Genomic DNA, 23,117 nt, shown 5'->3' with positions numbered 1-23,117 from the left:
CCGTTTGAAGTCTATTTTGTCTCTCTCTAATTCTGCTATTTATTTACCAAATTATAAATCGCTTGAGCGGCTTCCGCACGTGTGGAAATGCCTTTTGGTTCAAATATCCCGTCAGAGCGTCCTGTAATCAACAGTAAGCTTCCTGCCCCCTTTACATATTGTTCAGCCCACGGCGAAACTTTAGAATCATCCTTGAATGAGAAGTCAGGGTTTATCGCTGTCTTACCGTTTATGATTTCGTATGCCCGCATCAACATCGTAACCATTTCTTCACGTGTAATTTGAGCGTTTGGAGCAAAAATCGTGTCACTCTTTCCTGTCACAATACCTGCTTGGGCGGCGATAGAAATGGATTCGGTATACCAATCGTTCAACATCACATCAGCAAAACTGATTTTCAATTCGCTTGTTTGCTTATGTTTAAACGCTCGAACCAGCATTGTCGTAAATTCAGCACGGGTTACCTTACGTTCTGGCTCAAACACTTTTTCGTTCGTTCCACTTAAGATCTGCTTCGACGCCAATTCTTGAATGACATTAGCAGCCCAATGACTAGCCGGCACATCAGTGAATGTCTTCGTTACTTCTAGAACAGCATATTTACTGAGATGGTTAATCTGCGCAACCCATTCGCCATCCATATATTCCCCACCAATATAATCGAGTACTCCACTATCGGAGATATAGTAGATACCCACCAATTTGGAATTTTGATATGGATCCTCTTTTAAGCGAATAGTGATTGGTTTATTGAATGTAGTAACGCGAGTTTCCTCCCCGTCTTTCATGATCGACAAGCTAATATTAAACACTTCACCTAACAACTTAACCCGTTGGGAATAATCGCCATTAACTAGGAGTTTATCAGCCTCGGCTTCCGGCAATGGGTTGATCGTAAATTTGATACTACTGTCCTTCAGGTTATCGTTAGAAATACTGTTGACCAATTGTTGAACCCATTCGCTCGAAAGATCTAGCGTTAATCTATTGGTCTGGATCGTTAACTGATTTTGACCGAGTAGCTGAGCTGTATTAGCAGGTATTACAATATACTTTTGATCATCGGTAGCTGAAATAGTTACCTTTCCGTTTGCTGCTAATTTCGCAAGATCTTCACTCCTTACAACTAGCGTATCAGGTCGAGTGGTCTCCGGTTTAGGATTGCTTGGACCTGGATCTTCAGGAGAACTAGCGGTCTTGGCTGGCACAATAACTACTATGCTTGTTGTACTTGCTTTGGTATCATCGGACGCTCTCGTAACTTCCAATACAAGATCTACGACCGTCTCTTCGCTAGGTGGCACGATTGTCCCGTCAAGTGCAATTACATTAGTCGAACTTGATGTCTTAATTGCAATAGTATACCCTTCCGGTACAACTGGCAGCGTTAATTTCGTAGCATCTTTTGCTGGTGCCGCGATCGTTGTAAGGGTCGCTGCGATTTCAGCCGCTGTCGGTGAAACTTCAGCTTTACGCGGTATCAGCTGAGCGTCAGCCCAATCAGCATGGTCGCTGTTCGTTGGATTATTCACTGGCGTGCCTGCATCATTCACAAATAAGGTGAGCTCATATATACCTGTTACATCCACTTCTATAGGAATGCCTGGTGCAGGGCCGTTTATGGTATTTAAAGTTGGACTTTTATAAAGTGATAATCCATCCCCTAAAACTTCAAACCACATCGTGCTTGGTGAGCCTTTGGTGTTCTTCACATCGTCTATACCAATAACAGCCTTAAATGTCCCATAGGCACCGCCTATGTTATATACAATGGTTGAAGTGGCGTGAGTTCCGATTCCTTTTTCAAAAGTTTCTCCATTAATTTTAATTGGTGTTTTGTTGTTGTTAATCGCTCGATCCTTAAGCGGTGGATGACCTGCCCAGCCACTTGTTGCGCTTACCCAGTCCAAGTCAGAAATATACACAGATTTAGTGGCTGTTTCAGGGAGTGAGTCCATGATGATATATGCAAAAGATACGATCTCGCTGTTCGTATACCCATCCTTTACAGCAATAGCCTTTAACGAAGTCGATCTGGATAGATCGATTGTACCTGTATACAGGGTGCTCTCCTTCGTAGGCATATCGCCGTTTGTTGTATAGTATATTGAAGCGCCTTCCGTTCCAGATTCAAGGCTAACCTGGATACCCTTATCGTAACGTCCTGATGCCTTGCTTGCTGTAGGGATAGTAGTCTTTGGCAAAACAATTGCATAGTTAAAAGTCTCTACCGGACTATCTACCCAGTCCTTCTTATAAGCTATCGTTTTTATTGTAGTTGTTTCTAAAATCTTAATAGGCCCTTTATATTTCAAGCTGCTTTTAGTCGGAGTCTTACCATCAGTCGTGTAATAAATGTCTGAATCTGCAGTGGTTGTGCTTAACTCAAGCGAAAATGGTGCACTATACGTGCCAGGCTCCACATTAGAAGTTGGCTTTTCAACAGTCATTGCATCAATAGTATAGTTATAAGAAATCACATCGCTGTCCAAAATCGTTTCGCTAGCTGCAAACAACTTTAATTCAGTAGTTTTTTGAATGATAAACGGACCCGTATAGAGGTTTGAGTCTCTTGTCGGTCTTGTTCCATCCAATGTGTAATAGATTTTCGCATCAGTTGTAGCAGTCTCTAAAGCAACGGTAATTGTTGTATGATAAATACCTGTTTGTTTATCACTAGAAGGAGCTACTGTCTTCTCATCCACTGTACCGGATGCAACTGCCTCTGCAATCACTGTTGAGCCTACTTCAACCGTTGTCGTAACATAGCTTACTTTAACGCCATTTACTGTTTTATGCAGAGCCTTCTGGTCAACTCCATCAAGATTAATCGTAGGATATTCGCCATAAAAACGCGCTTCCCATGTGATGGGGAGTTCTCCTGAAGTATTCTGGAGCTCCGTTTTGGTATTGCCAGCATGAGCTACACTAATTTCGTTGTCTCCAAGCTTGAGGGCATTCACCTTTACGTTTGGAACTTCTCTGGACAACCTTGGAGCAGTCACAATAACATGCTGCGGCGCGTTAGGTTCAACCCCCATCAACCCTTCAATGATGTTACCGATAATTGTGTAAGAAATCTCCGGATATTCTCCATTTGTCAACGTACCCGAGTTATATAACTCATGTCTATTCTCCCTCGTTTCCATGAGGAATTTTAGCCATCTCCAACCTTCATCTACTCTATTATATGGATAGAACGTATCTGGCAAATAGGAATATGCTTCAATATTCGCAGGCGAATTTGGCTTGTCCAGCTTGGCTTTGGAGTTCTTATCTGCATAAATCAATCCATTACCAATTTCACTCGAAATATAATCCAGGTATTGACTATTTCTTTGGCCTGGGTCGGTGATAAGTTTCATGGGCATGAACCAGCTGTTCTCTTTGCCGAAATCGTTGTATTTTGTTACCCCGTCAATATTCAACGCTCTAGCATAGTTTCCTATTGTGTCACCGTCCTTGACGCTCCATTCCTTGTTAAAATAATCTTTCAATTCTTTCGCTTTGCTAAAGAAAGTAGTAGCTTCAGCATTCAAACCTTTTGCCAGTAACATATTTGCATACGCTAGTGTTGCTTGATATTGCGATCCTATTGCATCCCCAGCTTCGATAATAGGTTCGTCACTTCTTTCGTTATAGCTTACTGCTCCTGAGAAGATACCTCCGCCAGTACCTTCAGCAACGCCATTGCCGTTTGAATCATGTGCCTTAATAAAATCAGTCATAACCTTCGTATAGAAATCCCACATATATGGATCATTAATATACTCGTCATTTCCTGTCCAAAGGTATTGCTTGTATGCTTTTTCGACTAACTCAAACTGGGCCGGTACCTCCCGTACGAAGTTGTTATCGTTCTTCCAGTCAATTGTATAATTAGAGCCATCAAAGTTAAACGCCCAAAGGGTGTACCACTTTCTGGCCTCGGTCATCCCTTTGGCAAATGTATGAAACATACTAAAATTCTCTTGATCAAGTCCAATCATATGCGCCCCTGCAGACTGGTGGACAAAGTCTCTACTATAAAACGCAGTACGATGCTTATATCCCGCCCAATAAGATGGGATATAGGTAAAAGGGCCGGCTTGACCGCCACCATTATTCACGTTATTCGGTCCGGATTTACTCGTTTGTACAAACCCAAGCGCCTGGCCAACTGCCCATGTGAAGGTATCCTCCAACAGCCTATTTGAAGATTGCAGCGTTATGGGCTTGACCTCGTCTGATAGGGTATACACGGCTTTAGCTACAGTATTTGGATGGTCTATCACATCTTCATAGACCGTTTCAGCTACCGTGCTCGGGTTTACGATCAAATTCCTGGATTGCGCATGGGCCTTTGTGACAGGCCAAAATCCTGCAGGAAACAACGATCCGATTATGCAGAACAACAAAATCACACTTACCATCCTTTTATTCATTTTAGACATGTAATTTCTCCTTTTATATATTTGATAACGCTTACAACTAAATATTATCATGGTCATAATTTGATTTATATGTATCAGTTCTACTGTCGAAGCGTTCATTTCTCCTGTCTACCTCTCCATCCAGACAAAAAATAGAGCTATCTTTAGCTCACAACGTTTCGCCATGAGAGAAGATAGCCCTATTCTATATTCTATGCGTTCGTTACACGCCGGAAATGCCAGCTCACACTTTGAAAATCACCTAACGTGATTGGGATTTGTACACCTGCATGCATTAATGTGTCTCCATGTAATTCCATACCTGTCGTTTGTTCCACATATACATCCGTCGGATTTAAGCCTCTCAGTTTCAGACGACGTAGCGGTTCCGCTGGCTCAGCCAAGACCTTAATCCAGAAGACTAATGCTTCCTCTTGATCTTCAGACACAAACATCCAAGCTGTCTCATTGCCTTCAAATGGACTGCTTAAGCGATAAAAATCCCCGTTAAACGTCAAATATCTGACATCCTTACATTGCTTAATCTGCTCCTGAACAAGCCTCTTCTCCGCTTCTGTCATCTTCTCCAAATCCAGCTCATAACCAAAATTACCAGACAACGCGACATCTCCACGTGTACTCAGCGGCGTATTTCGATGTACCTGATGATTGGGTACAGCAGTGACATGGGCTCCCATCGAGCTTATAGGGTAGACTATGCTAGTGCCATATTGGATCTTTAAACGTTCAATTGCATCTGAGTTATCACTCGTCCACGTTTGCGGCATGTAATACAGCATGCCTGGATCAAATCGTCCTCCACCGCCTGAGCAGCTCTCGAAAAGAATATGCGGAAAGCGTTCTGTGATCGTCTCCAAAACATGATACAAACCCAACATATATCGATGAGCGGTCTCCCGCTGGCGCTCTGGGGATAGAGAGAGCGAGCCAATCTCTGTCATATTTCGATTCATATCCCACTTCACATAGCTAATAGGTGCAGAAGATAACACCTCACTTAAATTGTTTATCAAGGTATTACACACCTCTTGTCGAGATAGATCCAACATAAGCTGGAACCTACCCTCAGTTCTACGACGATTAGGGATGTGTAGACACCAATCGGGATGAGCTTGATACAACTCACTTTGAGCAGAGACCATTTCTGGCTCCAGCCAAAGTCCGAATTTCAACTTTCGATCATTAAGCTCCTTTGCTAATCCAGCGAGTCCGTTCGGTAATTTACGGCGATTCTCGAACCAATCGCCAAGGGAAGTGCGGTCATTATCTCGTCCTCCAAACCAACCATCATCCAGTACAAACAATTCAATTCCCATGTTCTGGGCTTCATCTGCCAGGCTTATAATCTTCTTTTCATTGAAATCAAAATAGGTCGCTTCCCAGTTGTTCACAAGAATAGGGCGAACTTGATCGCGATATAACCCACGACTCAACCGCGTACGATACAGCTTATGATACTGTCGTGACATCCCGCCTAATCCTTGACTCGAATAGACCATCACCACTTCCGGTGTCTGAAATGACTCACCCGGTTCAAGGAGCCAATTAAAATCAAATGGATTGATCCCCACACTAACTCTAGTCGTCTGATGCTGATCCACTTCTACGGAAGCTAAAAAGTTCCCGCTGTAAACGAAGCTAAACCCGTAAGCATCTCCATGGTCTTCTGTCGTGCTTGGCTGAACCAAAGCTATAAACGGGTTGTGCTGATGACTGCTTGATCCACGACGGCTTTCAACGGATTGAATACCCGGTGCAAGTGAATTACGATATAGCCAGCGTTCCTTCGCCCATGCTCCTGACAACTGAATCCATTCTAAGGATTGATAATGAAAATCCACACTCGCACTCAAGGCACGGAGTAATTTAATCTCCAGTTCACCACGATTCACATAACGAACTGATCTTATGATGGCTCCGAAACTCTCATAAATGGTGTAGCTCAAACAGACTTCCATCTGAGAAACCGGATCAAGAAGCATGATTTCCAGCGTAGTTGCTTCCTCATCAGACTCAACGTAAGTTGCTGGGAGACCTTCTAACCTCGGCTTTCCAGAAACGATACGATGAGATTGATAGAGTAGCTCCGCTGAGCTTGATCCGTCCGTGAAGGACATCTGGTACGCCGGTTGCCGATAATCCGATGTACCGTAGCCTGGATATTCTTGTGCAACCACATCAAGCGAGAAATAGGGTTCTTCTTTATCCGTCATCGGGGAGAAAGGTCTTTCTACAATGGGTAGGAACTGTGTTAGATCTCCATCCGATACACTTTGTCCCCAATACAAGTGAATTAAATAGCCACGTGAATCAGCTTGAAATATATAACTAGTCTTTTTGGATCGCAGATGAAAAATACGTTTATTTTCGTCATACACAATGCTCATACGATTTCACCTAACCTTTAACAGCACCATCCGCTAGACCACGGATGAAGTATTTTTGTAAGAATAAATAAAGAATTGTAACAGGTAACATCCCGATTACACATCCCGCAGCTACCCAGCTAATTTGGTTCTGGAACTGTGAGATAAACTGAGATAGTGCAACTGGAATCGTCTGTACTGAAACTTTTTGTAAAAAGAAGATAGAGAATTGATAGTCATTCCACACATTAAGTCCCGTAAGAATAATAACCGTTGCTGTTATTGGTTTCAGAAGCGGTAGAATAATGCGAAAGAAAATCATAAACTTGCTACAACCATCAATGGAACCCGCCTCATCCAATTCTCTCGGAACCGAACTAATAAATCCGGTAAATAAGAAAATCGTCAATGGTAGCTGAAATGTCACTTGCGTCAGAATTATAGCCCAGTAAGTATTAATTCCGCCCAATTCAACGATCATCGAATACAGAGGGACGAGAATCGTCAATGCAGGAACGATCATACAAGAGATACATAGTAAATAAATGAACTGATTCCACTTCGTTTGAAAACGTGATAATGGATAGGAAGCAAATGCACCAACCATTACAATTAAGACCACTGAGCATCCTGTAATAATGACGTTATTCATAAGCGCCTGACTCAAATGAGCCTGATCCCAAGCCTTCAAAAAATTCTCCATGGTCATATCCGTTGGAAATATCCACTTTGAGCTTGTATCCTCTGTTGGCTTGAGTGCCATCCCAAGTAAGATGTAGAACGGAATTAAGTGAATGACTCCTATTAAAGTTAGAACACTATATTTTAAAGTTCGCATGTTATAACTTCACCTCTTTTCGCTTCAAGAGGATCAATGAGGTAATACTGACAGCCGCAATAAATAAGAACATAACATTACCTAAAGCCGCTGCATAACCTGCATCTTGTCTGGCAAAGTATAAATTATACATCATCGTGGACAAGGAAGAAGAAGCATACCCTGGTCCCCCGTTTGTCATCGCTACGATTACATCAAACAGCTTCAAACCGCCAATGATGTTCAAGACAACGTTAATCGTTATCGCTGGCATTAACAGCGGAAGTGTAACGTTTTTGAATTGCGACCACCAGTTTGCCCCGTCAATAGAAGCGGCCTCATAGTAATCTTTCGGAATAGACTGTAATCCAGCCACGAAGATAGTCATGGCAACACCCATGAACTGGAATGTGTTTACAAAAGTAATTATCCCAACTGCCCGTGGTCCGTTTGCTAGCCAGTCGACTGGCTGTGCACCAAATATTGCTAAGAGATCATTGACGGCTCCCCCATCAAATTGGAAGAAGAAATACCAGATGTAACCCATAATTAACGAACTGATAATAACCGGTAAATAAACGATGGTTCTTATGAGTCCTTTTGCTCGTAATTGCTGATCTAAAAATAAGGCATAAGCAAGACCCAGGATATTCTGAAATATAGTACTACCAAATCCATAGACTACCGTATTAATCATTGTTGTCCATGTATTCTTATCTGTTAACATATAGATGTATTTCTCAAAACCTACATAGCTGTACTGCTGGGAGTAGCCATCCCAATTTGTAAAGGAAATACGAATCCCTTCAATGAATGGATAAAAAATAAATACGGCAAAAAACAGTAACGCTGGGATGTACATGACATTTAGTATTGTCGAGGAACCCCACACTTTCCGTTTCACTTACACCATCCCTCTCTCCTCGAACTTCAAAATAAACACCCAGGACCTTATTCCAGCTCTCCTGGGTGTCTTCAAAGTTACTTTTTCTCTTTATTTGGTTGCACTAAGACGATCGAATTCTTTCTTCATGTTCTCGGAGTATTCTCTTGCATTAATACCACCTGCAAGGATATCCTGCCCGTTCTTACAGAGCACATCCCACATACCGTTTGGTAAATAGACACGATCAAAGAAAGGTAACACTGGGGTTTCTGCGTATTGTTCATAATAAGCTGTTAGATCACCTGCATCGATTTTCACATTCCCTAATCCTGGTGGTAGTTGGTTTGACTTTGCAACAGCTGAAATATTCTCAGCTTGTGCATAGTAAGCAACGAACTTCTTTGCAGCTTCGATATTTTTGGAATCTTTCCATACGCCCCAAGTTGTCTTCTCTCCCCCAGCAAACGTTGGGATATCCCCAGCTTGGATTGAAGGAATTGGCATAAGACCTGCATTTAGGTTGGCGTTAATTTTCTTTGCCTCTTCAATAAAATAAGGTCCATAGAAGCCAAATACCGCCTTTCCTTCCGCGAATGCCTTAGCAGAATCACTGTATTTAGCAGTTAATACGTCTTTGTTTAAATATCCTTTATCTTGCATATCTTTAAACATTTGCGGTAGCTGATCGAAATTCGTCCAATCAAATGTACCATCGAGCAGAGCTTGTCCTGAATTCTGTTCTGCACTAATCAACAGTGGTGTTGCCATAAAATCAAACCACTGTCCGATAGGCCATGCATCTGCGCCGCCAATGTGAATTGCAGCTACTTCCCCGTTACTCTTTGTCTTTATAACTTCCGCTGCCGCCAAAAACTCATCATAAGTCTTAGGAACATCTAATCCATATTCTTTCAAGAGATCAATGTTATACACCGGACCCGATTTATCCTGATCCATAGGAAGCACATAAAGTTTACCTGAATCGTCCGTTACGCTTGGTTTAATAGATGCATCCAAATCCGCTGCCCATGTTTCTCCCGAAAGGTCAGCCAAATATTCACCATAGCGATTCTTCGACCATCCATGCGTAGCGAATACATCTGGCATATCCTTGGAAGCCATTTTAACCTTCATCATGTTCTCGTAATCTTTCCCCGGTGCACTAAAATCCACTTTAATATTAGGATTGTCTTTCATAAATTGCTCTGCAATCGTTTGAAGCACCGTTGCTTGCTCACCCACGACATTTGTCGAAACCGTTAGGGTGACTTTTTTCTCCGATTTACCCTCTGATGAATTTGAAGAACTGTCTCCTGTATCCTTGGATCCACAAGCCGTTAGCGATGTAGCTAATGCCAGTACAAGACATGACATTGACAACCATTTTTTTCTCATCTTTTCGTTCCCCCTATGGTTAATAAGAATTATTTTATATACTAAATGTATCATTGGTGTAGCCGCTTACATATGTACTAAAACTACGATCGCTCCGACGATATCTACACACCCTATCCGAATGAGAAATACTACGTTATGATGACATTTCAATGCATAAACTTCACTACACAGTAAAGGTGGCTCTTATACTTGAAGCAACATTTATATACTTTGAGGTTTAAGTTAATGATTCTTTTTGCCATAACTATTATGATTCCCGTTCTACTCATTGGTTTTGTCATCCCCTATTACTACCAGACCATGATAACGGAGGAAAAACAAGTTCTAACAGAAGGAACCCTGAAAGCAATGGCTCGTAATATTGAAACTTATTTGGATGATTTGGAACGAATAACCTTGATGCCCTTCTGGAATGAAGATGTTATGAACGCATTGAAGTTTAAAGCTACCAAGCAATATGATACGGCAAACGACTATATAAAGCTTCTTACCGATCGCGCACTAAATGAAACGCTTCCTCTAATGCTACAAAATACGAGAAAAGACATATTAGGCACCCTACTCATCCCAACTGACGGGACAGTATATGTTAACGATACAAAAGAATTTGCGAGACCCATTTCTGATTTTTCTTATCAGCAACAAGACTGGTATAAACAAGCTTTTGCTGCGGATGGGAATGTAGCATTCATAAGTGCACACAAACGTGATTATTTAATGTTTGCTGAAGAAAAGCAAGTATTCTCCGTTGCTAGACTCATTAAAGATCCGGATTCCAAGCGTGCCCTAGCTGTAATTATGGCGGATGCAGATACAAATATATTGAACACGATCGTAAGCGATATCTCTTTTGATGTTAGTTCAATCGTTGTTATTCAAGATAATAATAGTCAGTTGCTCTATTCCAGTGAACCCATCTCAACAGCTGCACTAAATGGTATTGGAGATTCTCAAGAGTTTGTAGATGTCAAAGGGAAAGACTATGCCAAAGTTACTGAGAGCATCTCTCAAGCCGAATGGAAAATAACAGTACTTCTCTCGGCGGAAGAAACCGCCTCCAAAGTAAGATGGTTGTATACAGTAGCCTTTCTATTCTTAGGGATAGGGCTTCTCGTCACCTTTGTATTGTTCCTATATCTGTCACGTAATATCGTAAATCCATTTAAACAAATGATTCTAGTCATGCGAAAAGTACGGCAGGGAAACTTAGAAGCTAGATTCAACACAAAAGGCCGAGATGAGATAGCTCTCCTCGGCGAAGCGTTGAATCAGATGATTATACAATTAAATGAAATGATCAACCGGGAATTCCGCACCGATTTAGCGAAACGAAATGCTGAGTATCGCGCACTACAGTCGCAGATTCAACCTCATTTCCTCTATAATATTTTAAATGGATGGATTGGACTGAATCGTGCAGGTGAACGCGCCGTGCTAGAAAAAGCCATACTCGCCTTAAGCGGCATGCTTCGGTATTCCCTTGAGTATAATGATTGGTCCAGTATTGAAGAGGAATTTCTGTTCCTACAACGATATGGTGAACTTCAGCAATTACGATTCGATGATCGATTAAGCATCCAAATGTCTTACGATCCTGAGCTGAGATCATTCCGACTTCCGAAGCTTCTGCTTCAACCATTATTAGAAAACACCATTATTCACGGGTGTGAACCAGCAAATCATGAATGTACTGTCACCATCTCTGCTTCTAGAACCCATGAGAATGGAGTAGCTTGCATACAGATCAGCATCTCGGATAATGGTATTGGGTTTGTATCCGATAAGCAGTCACCTTCTATAACGAACGGTGTTGGTTTACAGAATGTACGTGAACGCTTGCTTCTTGCCTATGGCAAAGATAACGCACGTTTTGATATTCAAAGTACTGTCGGTGTTGGGACAACATCTACGATTACAATTTCCTTAATGCCGACCTCTGATGCATTTCAGACGGATAACAATCAAAGTGATCCAGAAACAACTTAGTAAAATGACGTGTGCTATAGTAGCCGACTTGCTCGGCTACTTCTTGCACTTTTAGACCAGGGTTTCTCAACAGCAGTTCCTTCGCTTTAACCATTCGAATATGCGTGAGATACTTTGTAAAGGTTTCACCCATTTTTTTATGAAATAATGAGCTTAAGTAATTCGGAGTGACATCCATATCCATAGCAATTTGCCCAATTCCAATATCTTTCATATAATTCAAATTCACATAATGTAATACTCTTTGAACAAGATCTCCCTGCGTTAATTCAACTTGCGATTCTTCAGCCAAACGATTCTCTTGAACACTTTGGAGTACCTTCATACATTGATCTATTGGCATCGTAAATTCCAGTTTGCATCCTAAAGAAATGTTCAATGATTTAAGGAGATGCTCCAAAGCCTTAGGATCCTCATGAGCTAGAGATTTCATCAACGGCTCTAAATGCTTCAGTTCATTCGTATATTGAAAAAAGTCCTTCATGCTCGCAAGCTTACACAGTCTATCAATTCGCGTACTAAGATCTCTATAGTAAGGTTTATCCGTAATTATCCGTACTTCCTCTTCCAACCGTAGTCTTCTGGAAGGTAAGACACGGAGTAATGGTTGCAGCCCCTGAAGTACCAGCAATCTATGTTCAAGATCAAATAACTCCATAAAGCTCTCAGACTGGATTCCCGATATTATACAAAGGTTTGTCTCAAAGTCCTTCATTAACTGATTCAGCACGACATTCAGCTGTGGCGAATAATCTTTCATTCGCTGTTCTACATCTTTATGCCATCCTATAATCTGAGCTATACTCCCGTTTGGAAACGTAAAGAAGGAAATTACATGTTCTAACTTAGAGAACGGTACTTGTCTGGCAAACGTTTCTTTGAGCGTTCGAATCCATTGTAAGCGAAGCTTTGCCTTTTCTTGTTCAGAGATAGGACTGTCTATTGAAAACAAAGTTAAAGAAAACAGATAATCTTGTATTGGGGATTTCAGACTGATCTCTTCTATGGTTCGGGTTTGATGCAACAATGAATTGATAGCGGTTTCAAAAAGATTAGATATTTGCTTGGCTTTTGCTTCATGCTCCCTAGTAACCTTGTCCATAATATGCTTTAAATCATCTGGTCCAAGCGGTTTCAATAAATAGTCTACCACTCGAAGTCGTAAAGCCTCCCGAGCATATTCGAAATCCGAGAAACCTGTAAGGACAACCCACTGTGTATGAGGCGATAATCGGCTTCCTTGATCCATCGCTTCTAGTCCGTTCAATCCAGGCATTCGAATATCCACAAAGACGAGCTCAGGATGATACTCATCCACTAATCTTACTAACTCAATTCCGTTCTTTGCTTCAACAATCTGAATGTTTAAGGAAGTTTCCTCAATCATACTACGAAGCGCCAATCTAATTAATCGCTCATCATCAGCTATGATAACTTTCATCAGAGATACCTCCATTGCTATTTCAATCTATGATGTGGACAACCGTCATATGAATAATACCAAGAGTTAGGTTAAACAACAATTCACTTTAAAAGGATACGCAAAACAGCCTTGTTCAGTACGGAAAGAAACATACTGAACAAGGCTATTCTATTCTGGCGCTTACTCGATCACAAATCTTCCAACCGTCTCATTCATCATTTCCGCAATATTCGCCTGGTGCTCAGAAGAAGCAGCCACATCTTCAAACGCTTGTAATGTATCTGAAATGTGATTGCGAATGCCGCTTACATTGTCTGCAGACTGTTGAGATACTACGGAAACATTCGTCATCGCTTGATCTACCTCTGCCATTGATAACTTCAGTCCATGCATTGAAGATACCATTTCATCTGTGATCTCATGAAACATATCGGCATCATTTTTATATTGCATACTTACTTGCTCGAAACTCTCATAATCACTTATCACCGTCGAATCGATAAAATCCAATAGCGCTTGTGATTGAGAGGACACATTCTCAAAAGCATCTTCCACTAGCAATGTCATTTTCTGGATTTTGCCCACCGATTCCTCCGACTGTACAGCAAGTTTGCGTACTTCATTGGCAACTACAGCGAATCCTCTTCCCTCATCCCCTGCTCTTGCTGCTTCAATGGAAGCATTCAAGGACAATAGATTCGTTTGTGCTGCAATCTCTGAAATGTATCCTGCCATCTCTCTTACTTCATTAACAACTTTTCCAGCCTCGATCGCTTGCATAATGGAATTCTGTTTCTCAGCATACAAACTTGTCGCATATTGAATCGATGCTACAGCCTTTTCCTTCGCGGAAGCTGCCTGTACCAGAATTTCTTCGGAGGTGTGTAGTGCTGCTCCTGCCTTATCACTTAGCATATCTGCATTGGAGATAATCTCTTGTACTGTTGCATTTACCTCTTCTGTTGTAGCGCTTAAAGATTCACTTCCAGAAGCAACCTCTTGCGAGGAATTATAAATTTGATCCATTGTAGCATTTACTTCCTCGACTGTTGCAGATAATTCTTCGCTAAGTGCACCTAACTCTTGTGCTGAAGAAGATGCACTAGCTACGATGGTTTGTACTTGCTCTGCCGAATGATTAAGCGACTTCACGATTCGACCAAACTCGTCTTCGGCATCAAACTTTGCTCTTTGAGTCAGATTCCCTCGACCAAACGCCTCTGAAAATTTCAGGATAGTGGTTACTGCTCGTGAGAAGTATCTTCTCAAAGACAAAAATGAAACGATTGAAATCAAGGTAACTAGAAAAGCAATAACGATATTGATCGTAAGTCCTTTTTGAAATAGCTTCTTATTCTGAAAATCTGCATTTTGAGCGCTTCCTAAGTTCATTTCAACTAATTTTTCAAGGTCTTCATTTCGTTTCGTATTTAACGCTTCAAGATTAGAGGTGATATCTTCAGCAGGATCATATGTAGGGGTATTTAGCATCTGTTCAAGCATTGGAAGCTGAATTTCCCGATACTGTTTCGTTAATGATAAAACCTCACCATAAATCTCCTTTTCGTTTGGAAGGGAACGTGTTTCCTCATACTTACTCAAGAGTTCATTATTAGCAGCCTGAAGATCGACAATTTTCTGATAACTCAATTGAAGTTCACTTGAATCATGACTAACGATCATCTTATTCGTTAAGGTTACTACTTCATGATTATTAGATTCGAATTTCCCAAGTGCATAGACTGACGTAAGATCGTTCTTATACATACTTCTAGAGTTTGTATACATATTGCTGAAATATACACTACCAACGATTGCAATGATCAGAGCACTTACTAGTAGTACCATATTAGTAGCAGTAATTTTAGCGACGACGGTCCAATTTCTCATTTTCTTCATGATTTGCACTCCCTATGTACTTTTAATTAGATCTTCATATTCTTCTACTGGCATTGGTTTCGCGAAATAATACCCTTGTGCGATTTCACAATCCACTTGTTTCAAAAAATCAATTTGCTCCTCTGTCTCAACTCCCTCTGCCACAACCTTCATATTTAAATCCGTAGCTAGCTTGACCATACTGGCAATTACTATTTTTCCTGTCTCATCATTAGATTTACTCATTAGAAATGCTCTGTCTAACTTAATGACATCAGCAGGGATAAATTGCAATACATTTAAGGAACTATAACCTGTCCCAAAATCATCGATAGCTATAGAAAATCCTTTACGTTTCAAATCCAACAAAATATCTCTAATATATTCTAAATTTTGGAATACAATAGACTCGGTCAGCTCTAACTCTATCAAGTTAGCAGGTACCTGGTACCTGTTAATAATATTCGTCAAATGGATCAGGAACTCATTATGGTATAGGGTTATAAGCGATATATTTACTGAAATCGGAAGTGGCTGGATTCCTTCCTGGATCCATTTACTCAACATAACGCATACTGATTTAAACACCATTAAATCTAATTTTACGATAAAGCGATTCCTCTCAAATATCGGGATAAATACTGCAGGGGATATAAGTCCCTTCTTAGGATCGTTCCATCGAACCAATGCCTCAGCGCCATGAAACCTATTCACTCGCAGATCCATTTTCGGTTGTAAATATACTATAAATTCACCATTTGTCATCGCAGCATCCATCTTTCTTACGATGTCTTGCTCTTCGTGCATCTGCAATAACAATTGTTCGTCAAAGAAAGTGCATGAGCTCTTGTATCCACCTTTAATGGACTTACAAGCGATTCCTGCTCGGTCAATACATGTGAGGATATCGCTCTGACGATCATCTATACAGTAAATTCCACAATTAATCACTAGCCTAAAACCTTCTTCATTTCCAAACGTATAGTCGCTCATTTGTTCAGTAAGTACTTGTATACGGATGATTAATTCCGCCTTATTGTCATACGAAGTGAAAAGAATAAAACGATCACCCCCTAAGCGTCCAATGACATCCTCGTCTAATGTGTTTGCTGTTAAGCTATTAGCCACTTGAATCAAAATGCTATTTCCTTCATGAAAACCGACAATTTCATTTATGTATTTAAATTGTTCAATATCAAATTGCAACACAGCAAACTTTGTATTCGGTTTCTCTTTAAGTAAATACTGAGCATCTTTAACAAATTTATTCGTTCTAGAAAGATGCGTTAACTCATCCTCAAAGGCAATCCTCTCCATCTGTTTCCTAATTTTGCTCTTATTTAATAGAATGTTTACAAATATGATCAATAATAAGACAAACATGATTACACATAATAGAAAAGTCGCCTGGCTCATTTGAGACGCTTTGGCCATGATCACATCTTTCGGTATCACGGAGAGAATATACCAGTCCTCAACCCCCTGGATGCCAGAATAGCCAACCATTTTGCTATCTCCGTTAATCCAAAATATTCCTACTCCAGATTTTTTTGCGGTTATGTTCTCTTTAAAGATTTGCAGTTGTTTCTTATTTCTAGCATCAAGACTTATACTTTCGAATATGTTATCAATTGACTTATCCTCTTCGAGATTCTTCGATTTGATAATGACTTGTCCCTTTTGATCAATGATTTGAGAATAACCATGACCTTTAAAGAAGGAGACTGCAAGAGCATCATAAAGTTCTTGTGTATATCTGCTGGCAGATATAGCCCCCTTCACTTCACCTTTAAACTTAAGTGGGCTGTTAATCGTGATAATTTCTTTATTGGAGATCTTATCTAAGAATGGATCAGAAATACTGCTAATACCCTGCAGCGCTTTTTGGAACCCTACTTCATCTGATACATCAAACATTGTCCCATCCGATGCGTAAGCTTTACCATCTAGGCTGTTGATGCTAATTCGTATAAAATTATATTTTTTATCAAAGTGATGCAGATATTTTTTGGTCTTATCCCAATCCATATAATTGATTTCCGAAATAGAATCAGCAATTCCATCTAAAGAATCTAATCCACCCTGTATCATATTTCCTAGTGATTTACTCGCATGTATCGTAGCTTCTGATGTAGCAGTAACCGCTTCTTGCTCATAAGAGTTAACAGTCCATTTTATAAAATAGTAAGAACACCCCCAAAATATCAACGCTGCCATTATTACGAGGCCTATCATTCTCCATACTCGAAATTGTGTCTGATCCATGTATTATCATCCTTTTTCCGATTTATTACGTTTTTTATTAGAAAATGAGCAAAAAAAGCCGCTATCAGAATGATAACGGCTGCATATGCATCAAAAAATAAGAGCATGAAACTCCCACTGCATGCAACCGGCTGTCATATCTATAAATAGATTTAGACCCTATGGCTTTGTGTCCCTATTTTTCAATAGGTTTACCAATATTTTGTTTTTACTATTACTAGTCCTAAATACTCTATTAAAAATAGGTTACCTCCAAAAGACCTATTTCCGCTGTGATTTAATATTTTTGAATGGGAAATTTTTCACAAACGTCAATGTTAACTTTAATATAATATTTATTAATGTAAAGCAACAATTCTGCGAACAATTATAAAATTAGATAGTAAGTCCCAATGTAACATTTATATATGTCACATTGGGACTTACTTCTCAACACGAACTATGTTTGTCTACAAACGCATAACGAAGAACAGCTTCTTCTAAGATATCAATCCCCATAATGATATCATCCATATCTGTAAATTCATTAGGATGATGACTAAGTCCATCTACAGAAGGAACAAAGATAAGCCCTACTGGGCAAAGTTTGTTCATGTTCATGGCATCATGCCCTGCCCCACTAATCATCCGTTGACTCAATATCCGCTTCTCTTCACAAATGGATTCTAGAACCTGACTGATCTCATCCGATAATAGGACAGGTTCCTCCGAAATAATTTCCGTACTCTCAATTACAAGTTGTCTATTTTCTTGTACTGAGGCTATCGTCTGATACAAATGGTCTAACACACGTTTCCTGGATGCCACTGAAGTAGATCTGATATCAATTTTAATTTCCACTTCTCCCGGAACCACGTTCATAGCGCCATTCAAGATATCTATCACCCCTAGCGTCGCAACCGTTCCAAATTCTTGTTCGAGTTTGGCTGCTTTTTCAAGCTCAAGTGCTATTTCTGAGGCACCCAGAAAAGCATCTTTTCTCATATTCATAGGTGTCGTTCCAGAGTGGGATGCCTTCCCTGATATTTGAATATGAAGCCTCACGGGTGCAGCAATTCCAGTCACAATTCCAATTTTTTTATTATTGTTTATTAAGATAGGACCTTGCTCAATATGTAATTCAAAAAACGCTTTTAATTCTTCATTTTCTCTACTCGCCTGATCAATACTGTTATAATCCAGTGCACATAGCGAAAATGCCTTTTCCATTGTAATACCGTCTTTGTCCTTCAAAGATCTATATTTCTCCTTCTGAAATAACCCTGACATTATTTTGCTGCCAACTGTTGAAATACCAAAACGCGAGGATTCTTCACAGGCAAATGAAATAATTTCGATCGGATGATCCGTTTCAATCCCTTTTTCGTTTAGACGTTTGATCACTTCCAAAGCAGCCGTTACACCCACTACACCATCGTACTTCCCACCTTGATATACCGTATCCAAGTGAGAGCCCATTACAACGGGTGGGAGCCCTTCTATCTTCCCGTTTCTTCTAGCAATCACATTTCCGCAATGATCCATCCGGATATCTAAATCTTCAGCCTTACACATCCGCATAAAAGCACTTGTACATGTCTGCTCTTCATTGGTATAGGCAATTCTAGTGATGCCCTTCTCACCCGAGTTATATTGATTAATATTATCAAATAAAGCCTGATATCTTCTCTTTCTATCCATGCCAGTATCTCCAATCCTGAGTATTTATGATTATGGTTTCATCCAAATTCGTGAAGATATACAATAGAGGTAGCGCTAATCTTTAAAAATCACTTACTTGATGAGGTGTAATGGATAGCTATGAAGAAGACCATTATTTTTAAAGAAAATGATCAATTTACCATTAAAGCTGATTTTTATGAAACAAACCGTCCCCAAGCCCCTGCTATTGTGTACATTCACGGAGGCGGCCTACTTTGGGGGGATCGAGAAGATTTATCCGAGGAAATGATACAACTTTACACGACTAATGGTTTTGCACTATTTTCGATTGACTATAGACTAGCCCCTAGGTCAACACTTAATGACATTCTAGAAGATGTCCAAGATAGCCTTCTTTGGTTAGCGAATAAAGGGCCTCAACAATTCTCCATTGACCCCTCAAGAATCGCTGTGGTAGGAAGCTCGGCAGGTGGTTTTCTTGCGCTGTGCACAGGAATGTTCCCCCATAAGCCACGTGCCATTGTCTCCTTCTATGGCTACGGCGATATTAGTGCACAGTGGGCACTCGAACCAAGTAAATTCTACGCTGAAAAAGATATCGTCTCTAAGGAAATTGCCAAACGTTCGGTGTCCGATCAAATCATTACGAACGCAAGCGTTGATGAGCGCTTCCTTCTTTATTTATATGCTAGACAGTCCGGTAACTGGATCCAAGAAGTGACCGGCTTAACTCCTTCACTACATAAGGAAGAGCTCCTAAAATACTGTCCGATTTATCATGTAACTGAGGAATTCCCCCCAACATTGTTACTGCATGGAACGAACGATGTAGATGTGCCATATGAACAATCTGCATTCATGAGAGCTGCGCTAGTGAAAGAAGGAGTACCGGCAAAGCTTATTACTATTCCAAATGGAGAGCATGTATTTGAAAAAGATTTCAATAACCCTGTTGTGCAAAAAGCTCTTCATCAGGTGATTGATTTCCTCCAGCTTCATCTTACTGAGTAAGTCTGTAAAAGAACAGGAAAATCCGGCACTAAAATAGTGCCGGAAAATATAGGATACCGCCTGGATTATTTCTTGTTTAATTGGTGGAAATGCGTCCATAAATGATCGCAATCTTCTCTTGCTTCCACTTTGATCATATTGACAACACTCTCATCATGCCCCACAAAATATTCGCGAAGGTGGATGTCAGAGAAGCCATGCTCTTTCGCATCGTCTCTTGTGCTGCAATAATGAACTTCTTTAACACCTGACCAAATGATAGCGCCCATACACATTGGACAGGGTTCACAGGTTGCGTATATTACGCAGTCCGATAAGTCCATGGTGTCTAGCTTTTTGCATGCTTCTCGGATGGCTACCATTTCCGCATGTGCAGAAGGATCCGTATCTCTCATCATCGTATTGCTAACCGCTGCAATTACTTCATCGCCTCGAACAATCGTTGCCCCAAACGGGCCCCCGAATTTCTTGTTCATACCCTCGATCGTTGCGTCTACGGCCAATTTCATGTAATCCATTTCAAAATTCCTCCTCTAGTTTAATTAGGATGATTTTAGTTTTTTGCTAAAGATGGTATATAGAATAAACGAAACTATTAAGCCACTAAAGAAAGCAAAATCATTCATCCTAACTAGGAAGGGGATACCCTTAAGAAATGCACCTGACATAGGAAGGATGAAGCTGACTGCTAGAACAGCCATCGCAACAGGATTGTAACCATTCTTATATTCACCGTTGCTGCCTGCTGGGACATAGATATGGTCAAGATTTAATACTCTTTTCCGATGAATAAAGAAGCTTGAAAGCATGATACCCGCAATTGGACCAAAGATGGACCCGATAAAGCTATAGAAATAAAACAACGTCGTAGTGCTTTCTACAAGCTTCCATGGCAAAATCAAAGTTCCAACGACGGCTGTTAAGACACCCGCAGTCTTTACAGTGAATTTTTTCGGGAAAAGAGATGACATTTGCAAGCCAGCTGGCAATAAGTTGGCAAACACTACGAAGGCGATTGCTCCTACGTTTAGCGCAAGAATCAATATAACAACCGCGAAAGTGTTTTCAATTTTATCAATGGCATGAACGATATTGAAGATCGGTTCACCAAACGCAATTTCAGTACCCGCGATTAAAGCCACACAAGTGATGGCAAAAAGAATATAAGACAAGATAAACCCTACAGGCAATCCAATCATAGCCGCTCTTGGTGATTTCGCACGATGGGTGAAGTCAGACATATTTACAACAGGACCCGCCCAGTTAGATACCAATGCACTCACGCAAGCAATAAAGACTAGTGGACTTGAAGTTGGGTTCGCCGGTACATACTCTAAAATCGGGCCAAACCCTCCAGCAATCTTGATCGCCCACAGCGCAGCACCAATAATAAACACATACACTACCGGGGATGACCAGTTACCGAACTTACCCAGTGTTTTCATTCCCCCTAAGAACAACAGCACAGTTGCTGTCCAAAGAATTGCGTAGGAGATCATGGTCGGAAATGCTAACCCGAATAGTGTAAACCCGCCGCCTAAACTCATATAATCCGGAATAAATCTAGCAAATATAACATTTAATGATTCTGCACCTACAACGGTTGTGGTTCCAAAGAAGACTAACCCGGCAATAAGCCCCCGTATTAATGCAGGGATTATGGCTCCTTTTACTCCAAAGGAATCACGAAGCAGCATCGCAAATGGCAGCCCATACTTGGAGGCAGAATACCCATTTAAAGCATAAAATGCAGAGACAATAATGGCTGAAAGCATAACGGCAAAAAGCACCTGTGTTGTATTCAGTCCTAGGACGAAGAAACCTGCCACTGTCATATAAGACATAATATTATGGACAGCGCCCATCCAGAGTGTGATATAGTTGGACATTCCCCAGTCTCTTTGCTCAGGCTTTTTGGGCAGTAATTCCTCACCATAACCGTATGATTTGTACCTGTCATAATTTTGTTCCAATTTTGCTTGATCCATATCTACACTTCCCCTCGCTTAAATTACTTCACGATATGAGTGCCTGCTTGTTCATTCATCGCATCCTTTAAGCTTTCCGGATTCGTAATAATAACTCGCGTTCCGCTGTTCTCTAAGAAGCTTAAACTCGCCTCGATTTTAGGCAGCATACTTCCTGCTGGGAAGTGATTTTCTAGCACATATTGTTTAGTCTCATCAACCGTCATTTTGGAAAGCTCTTTTTGATTCGGCTTACCATAGTTGATGCATACTCTGGACACTCCCGTTGTAATAATTAAGGTCTCCGCATGGATTTGTTCTGCTAAAAGACTCGTTGCGAAATCCTTATCGATGACTGCATCAACACCTTGGTACGTGTTATCCTCAGCCTTCACGACTGCGATACCTCCACCACCTGCAGCAACAACGACAAAGCCCCCGTCGATTAATGACTTAATCGCGTCTTTCTCCACAATATCTATAGGTCTTGGGGACGGAACTACTCTACGATATCCTCGGCCAGAGTCTTCTACAAAGCTCCATTCAGGATGTTCTCTTTTCATTTCTTCCGCTTGCTCTTTGGAAAAGAAGGATCCTACTGGTTTCGTCGGATTCTTGAAATTTGGATCTTCTGAGCTTACTTCGACTTGTGTAATCACCGTAGCCACATTCTTATGGATCCCTCTAACTGCAAATTCATTAATTAAAGCTTGCTGAATTAAATAACCGATTCCACCTTGTGTATCAGCCCCACAATTCACTAGTGGAACAGGAGACATGCCGGCAATTTCATGTGCAATCTCAGATCTTCTTAGTCCAAACCCTACCTGAGGTCCGTTACCATGAGTAACGACGACATTGTAGCCCTCTTGCACCATATCAACAATATTAACGACCACTTCTTTTACTGCTTCAGATTGGTCATGAATCGAATCCAGGCCATTTTCCTTGACCAATGAGTTCCCGCCAATAGCAACGATTACAGTCTCTTTCATCTGATGCCTCCTATGTTGCAATTCTTATAC

Annotated in this window: 14 protein-coding genes and 1 riboswitch; of the genes, 2 read left to right on the top strand and 12 right to left on the bottom strand. The window is 40.7% G+C overall.

Annotation, left to right across the window (positions count from 1 at the left end):
* Positions 1–35: 35 nt before the first annotated feature.
* The 5 genes from M2444_RS19430 to M2444_RS19410 all read right to left on the bottom strand — a co-directional run bounded on the left by M2444_RS19430 (position 36) and on the right by M2444_RS19410 (position 9,897).
* The gene (locus M2444_RS19430; protein ID WP_280787800.1) at positions 36–4,433 is read right to left on the bottom strand and encodes a chitobiase/beta-hexosaminidase C-terminal domain-containing protein; all 4,398 of its coding nucleotides are present in this window, start codon (positions 4,431–4,433) and stop codon (positions 36–38) included.
* 191 nt (positions 4,434–4,624) lie between these two features.
* Positions 4,625–6,820, bottom strand: a complete 2,196-nt coding sequence (locus M2444_RS19425) for an alpha-galactosidase (RefSeq protein WP_280787799.1) — start codon at positions 6,818–6,820, stop codon at positions 4,625–4,627.
* A 10-nt stretch (positions 6,821–6,830) separates the two neighbouring features.
* Positions 6,831–7,637: a carbohydrate ABC transporter permease gene (locus M2444_RS19420; RefSeq protein WP_280787798.1), complete on the bottom strand. Its 807-nt coding sequence runs from the start codon at positions 7,635–7,637 to the stop codon at positions 6,831–6,833.
* Between the two features lies 1 nt (position 7,638).
* The gene (locus M2444_RS19415) at positions 7,639–8,478 is read right to left on the bottom strand and encodes a carbohydrate ABC transporter permease (protein WP_149646616.1); all 840 of its coding nucleotides are present in this window, start codon (positions 8,476–8,478) and stop codon (positions 7,639–7,641) included.
* Between the two features lie 132 nt (positions 8,479–8,610).
* Positions 8,611–9,897 (bottom strand): ABC transporter substrate-binding protein, encoded by a 1,287-nt coding sequence (locus tag M2444_RS19410; RefSeq protein ID WP_280787797.1) that lies wholly within the window; start codon positions 9,895–9,897, stop codon positions 8,611–8,613.
* A 192-nt stretch (positions 9,898–10,089) separates the two neighbouring features.
* Here M2444_RS19410 and M2444_RS19405 point away from each other — a divergent pair, with 192 nt between their 5' ends.
* Entirely contained in the window at positions 10,090–11,886 is a 1,797-nt protein-coding gene (locus M2444_RS19405; protein ID WP_280787796.1) for a cache domain-containing sensor histidine kinase, read from the top strand.
* On the opposite strand, the gene M2444_RS19400 is transcribed toward M2444_RS19405, so the two are convergent.
* The 4 genes from M2444_RS19400 to M2444_RS19385 all read right to left on the bottom strand — a co-directional run bounded on the left by M2444_RS19400 (position 11,813) and on the right by M2444_RS19385 (position 19,132).
* Positions 11,813–13,327, bottom strand: a complete 1,515-nt coding sequence (locus M2444_RS19400) for a response regulator (protein ID WP_280787795.1) — start codon at positions 13,325–13,327, stop codon at positions 11,813–11,815. The two genes, M2444_RS19405 and M2444_RS19400, sit on opposite strands and share 74 nt — an antisense overlap.
* Positions 13,328–13,489: 162 nt before the next feature.
* Positions 13,490–15,208 carry a methyl-accepting chemotaxis protein gene (locus M2444_RS19395; RefSeq protein WP_280787794.1) on the bottom strand — a complete coding sequence of 573 codons (1,719 nt, stop codon included), beginning with the start codon at positions 15,206–15,208 and terminating at the stop codon, positions 13,490–13,492.
* A 12-nt stretch (positions 15,209–15,220) separates the two neighbouring features.
* Positions 15,221–17,452, bottom strand: a complete 2,232-nt coding sequence (locus M2444_RS19390) for a bifunctional diguanylate cyclase/phosphodiesterase (protein ID WP_280787793.1) — start codon at positions 17,450–17,452, stop codon at positions 15,221–15,223.
* 119 nt (positions 17,453–17,571) lie between these two features.
* Positions 17,572–17,658: riboswitch (cyclic di-GMP riboswitch) on the bottom strand.
* A 223-nt stretch (positions 17,659–17,881) separates the two neighbouring features.
* Positions 17,882–19,132: a Zn-dependent hydrolase gene (locus M2444_RS19385; RefSeq protein ID WP_280787792.1), complete on the bottom strand. Its 1,251-nt coding sequence runs from the start codon at positions 19,130–19,132 to the stop codon at positions 17,882–17,884.
* A gap of 120 nt (positions 19,133–19,252) precedes the next feature.
* Between M2444_RS19385 and M2444_RS19380 the strand changes: the two genes are divergently transcribed.
* On the top strand, positions 19,253–20,125 hold the full coding sequence (locus M2444_RS19380) for an alpha/beta hydrolase (protein ID WP_094872376.1): 873 nt from the start codon (positions 19,253–19,255) through the stop codon (positions 20,123–20,125).
* Between the two features lie 65 nt (positions 20,126–20,190).
* On the opposite strand, the gene M2444_RS19375 is transcribed toward M2444_RS19380, so the two are convergent.
* From M2444_RS19375 to arcC, 3 genes are read right to left on the bottom strand one after another with little or no spacing between them, the layout of a single operon-like run.
* On the bottom strand, positions 20,191–20,643 hold the full coding sequence (locus tag M2444_RS19375) for a nucleoside deaminase (protein WP_280787791.1): 453 nt from the start codon (positions 20,641–20,643) through the stop codon (positions 20,191–20,193).
* A 24-nt stretch (positions 20,644–20,667) separates the two neighbouring features.
* Positions 20,668–22,113, bottom strand: a complete 1,446-nt coding sequence (locus M2444_RS19370; RefSeq protein WP_280787790.1) for a cytosine permease — start codon at positions 22,111–22,113, stop codon at positions 20,668–20,670.
* Between the two features lie 23 nt (positions 22,114–22,136).
* The gene (arcC, locus tag M2444_RS19365; RefSeq protein ID WP_094872379.1) at positions 22,137–23,087 is read right to left on the bottom strand and encodes a carbamate kinase; all 951 of its coding nucleotides are present in this window, start codon (positions 23,085–23,087) and stop codon (positions 22,137–22,139) included.
* Positions 23,088–23,117 lie beyond the last annotated feature (30 nt).

This window comes from Paenibacillus sp. PastF-3, assembly GCF_029893135.1.
GTDB classification, from domain to species: Bacteria; Bacillota; Bacilli; order Paenibacillales; family Paenibacillaceae; genus Paenibacillus_AQ; species Paenibacillus_AQ nitricinens.
The sequence above is the reverse complement of the archived record's forward strand: the minus strand, read 5'-3'. Positions and strand labels throughout refer to the sequence as shown.

Coding starts and splice junctions, on each gene's coding strand:
- M2444_RS19390 (WP_280787793.1), bottom strand. CDS start 17,452: ATGGATCAGACACAATTTCGAGTATGGAGAATGATAGGCCTCGTAATA.
- M2444_RS19420 (WP_280787798.1), bottom strand. CDS start 7,637: ATGCGAACTTTAAAATATAGTGTTCTAACTTTAATAGGAGTCATTCAC.
- M2444_RS19380 (WP_094872376.1), top strand. CDS start 19,253: ATGAAGAAGACCATTATTTTTAAAGAAAATGATCAATTTACCATTAAA.
- M2444_RS19425 (WP_280787799.1), bottom strand. CDS start 6,820: ATGAGCATTGTGTATGACGAAAATAAACGTATTTTTCATCTGCGATCC.
- M2444_RS19370 (WP_280787790.1), bottom strand. CDS start 22,113: ATGGATCAAGCAAAATTGGAACAAAATTATGACAGGTACAAATCATAC.
- M2444_RS19385 (WP_280787792.1), bottom strand. CDS start 19,132: ATGGATAGAAAGAGAAGATATCAGGCTTTATTTGATAATATTAATCAA.
- M2444_RS19430 (WP_280787800.1), bottom strand. CDS start 4,433: ATGTCTAAAATGAATAAAAGGATGGTAAGTGTGATTTTGTTGTTCTGC.
- arcC (WP_094872379.1), bottom strand. CDS start 23,087: ATGAAAGAGACTGTAATCGTTGCTATTGGCGGGAACTCATTGGTCAAG.
- M2444_RS19410 (WP_280787797.1), bottom strand. CDS start 9,897: ATGAGAAAAAAATGGTTGTCAATGTCATGTCTTGTACTGGCATTAGCT.
- M2444_RS19400 (WP_280787795.1), bottom strand. CDS start 13,327: ATGAAAGTTATCATAGCTGATGATGAGCGATTAATTAGATTGGCGCTT.
- M2444_RS19395 (WP_280787794.1), bottom strand. CDS start 15,208: ATGAAGAAAATGAGAAATTGGACCGTCGTCGCTAAAATTACTGCTACT.
- M2444_RS19415 (WP_149646616.1), bottom strand. CDS start 8,478: ATGTACATCCCAGCGTTACTGTTTTTTGCCGTATTTATTTTTTATCCA.
- M2444_RS19375 (WP_280787791.1), bottom strand. CDS start 20,643: ATGGATTACATGAAATTGGCCGTAGACGCAACGATCGAGGGTATGAAC.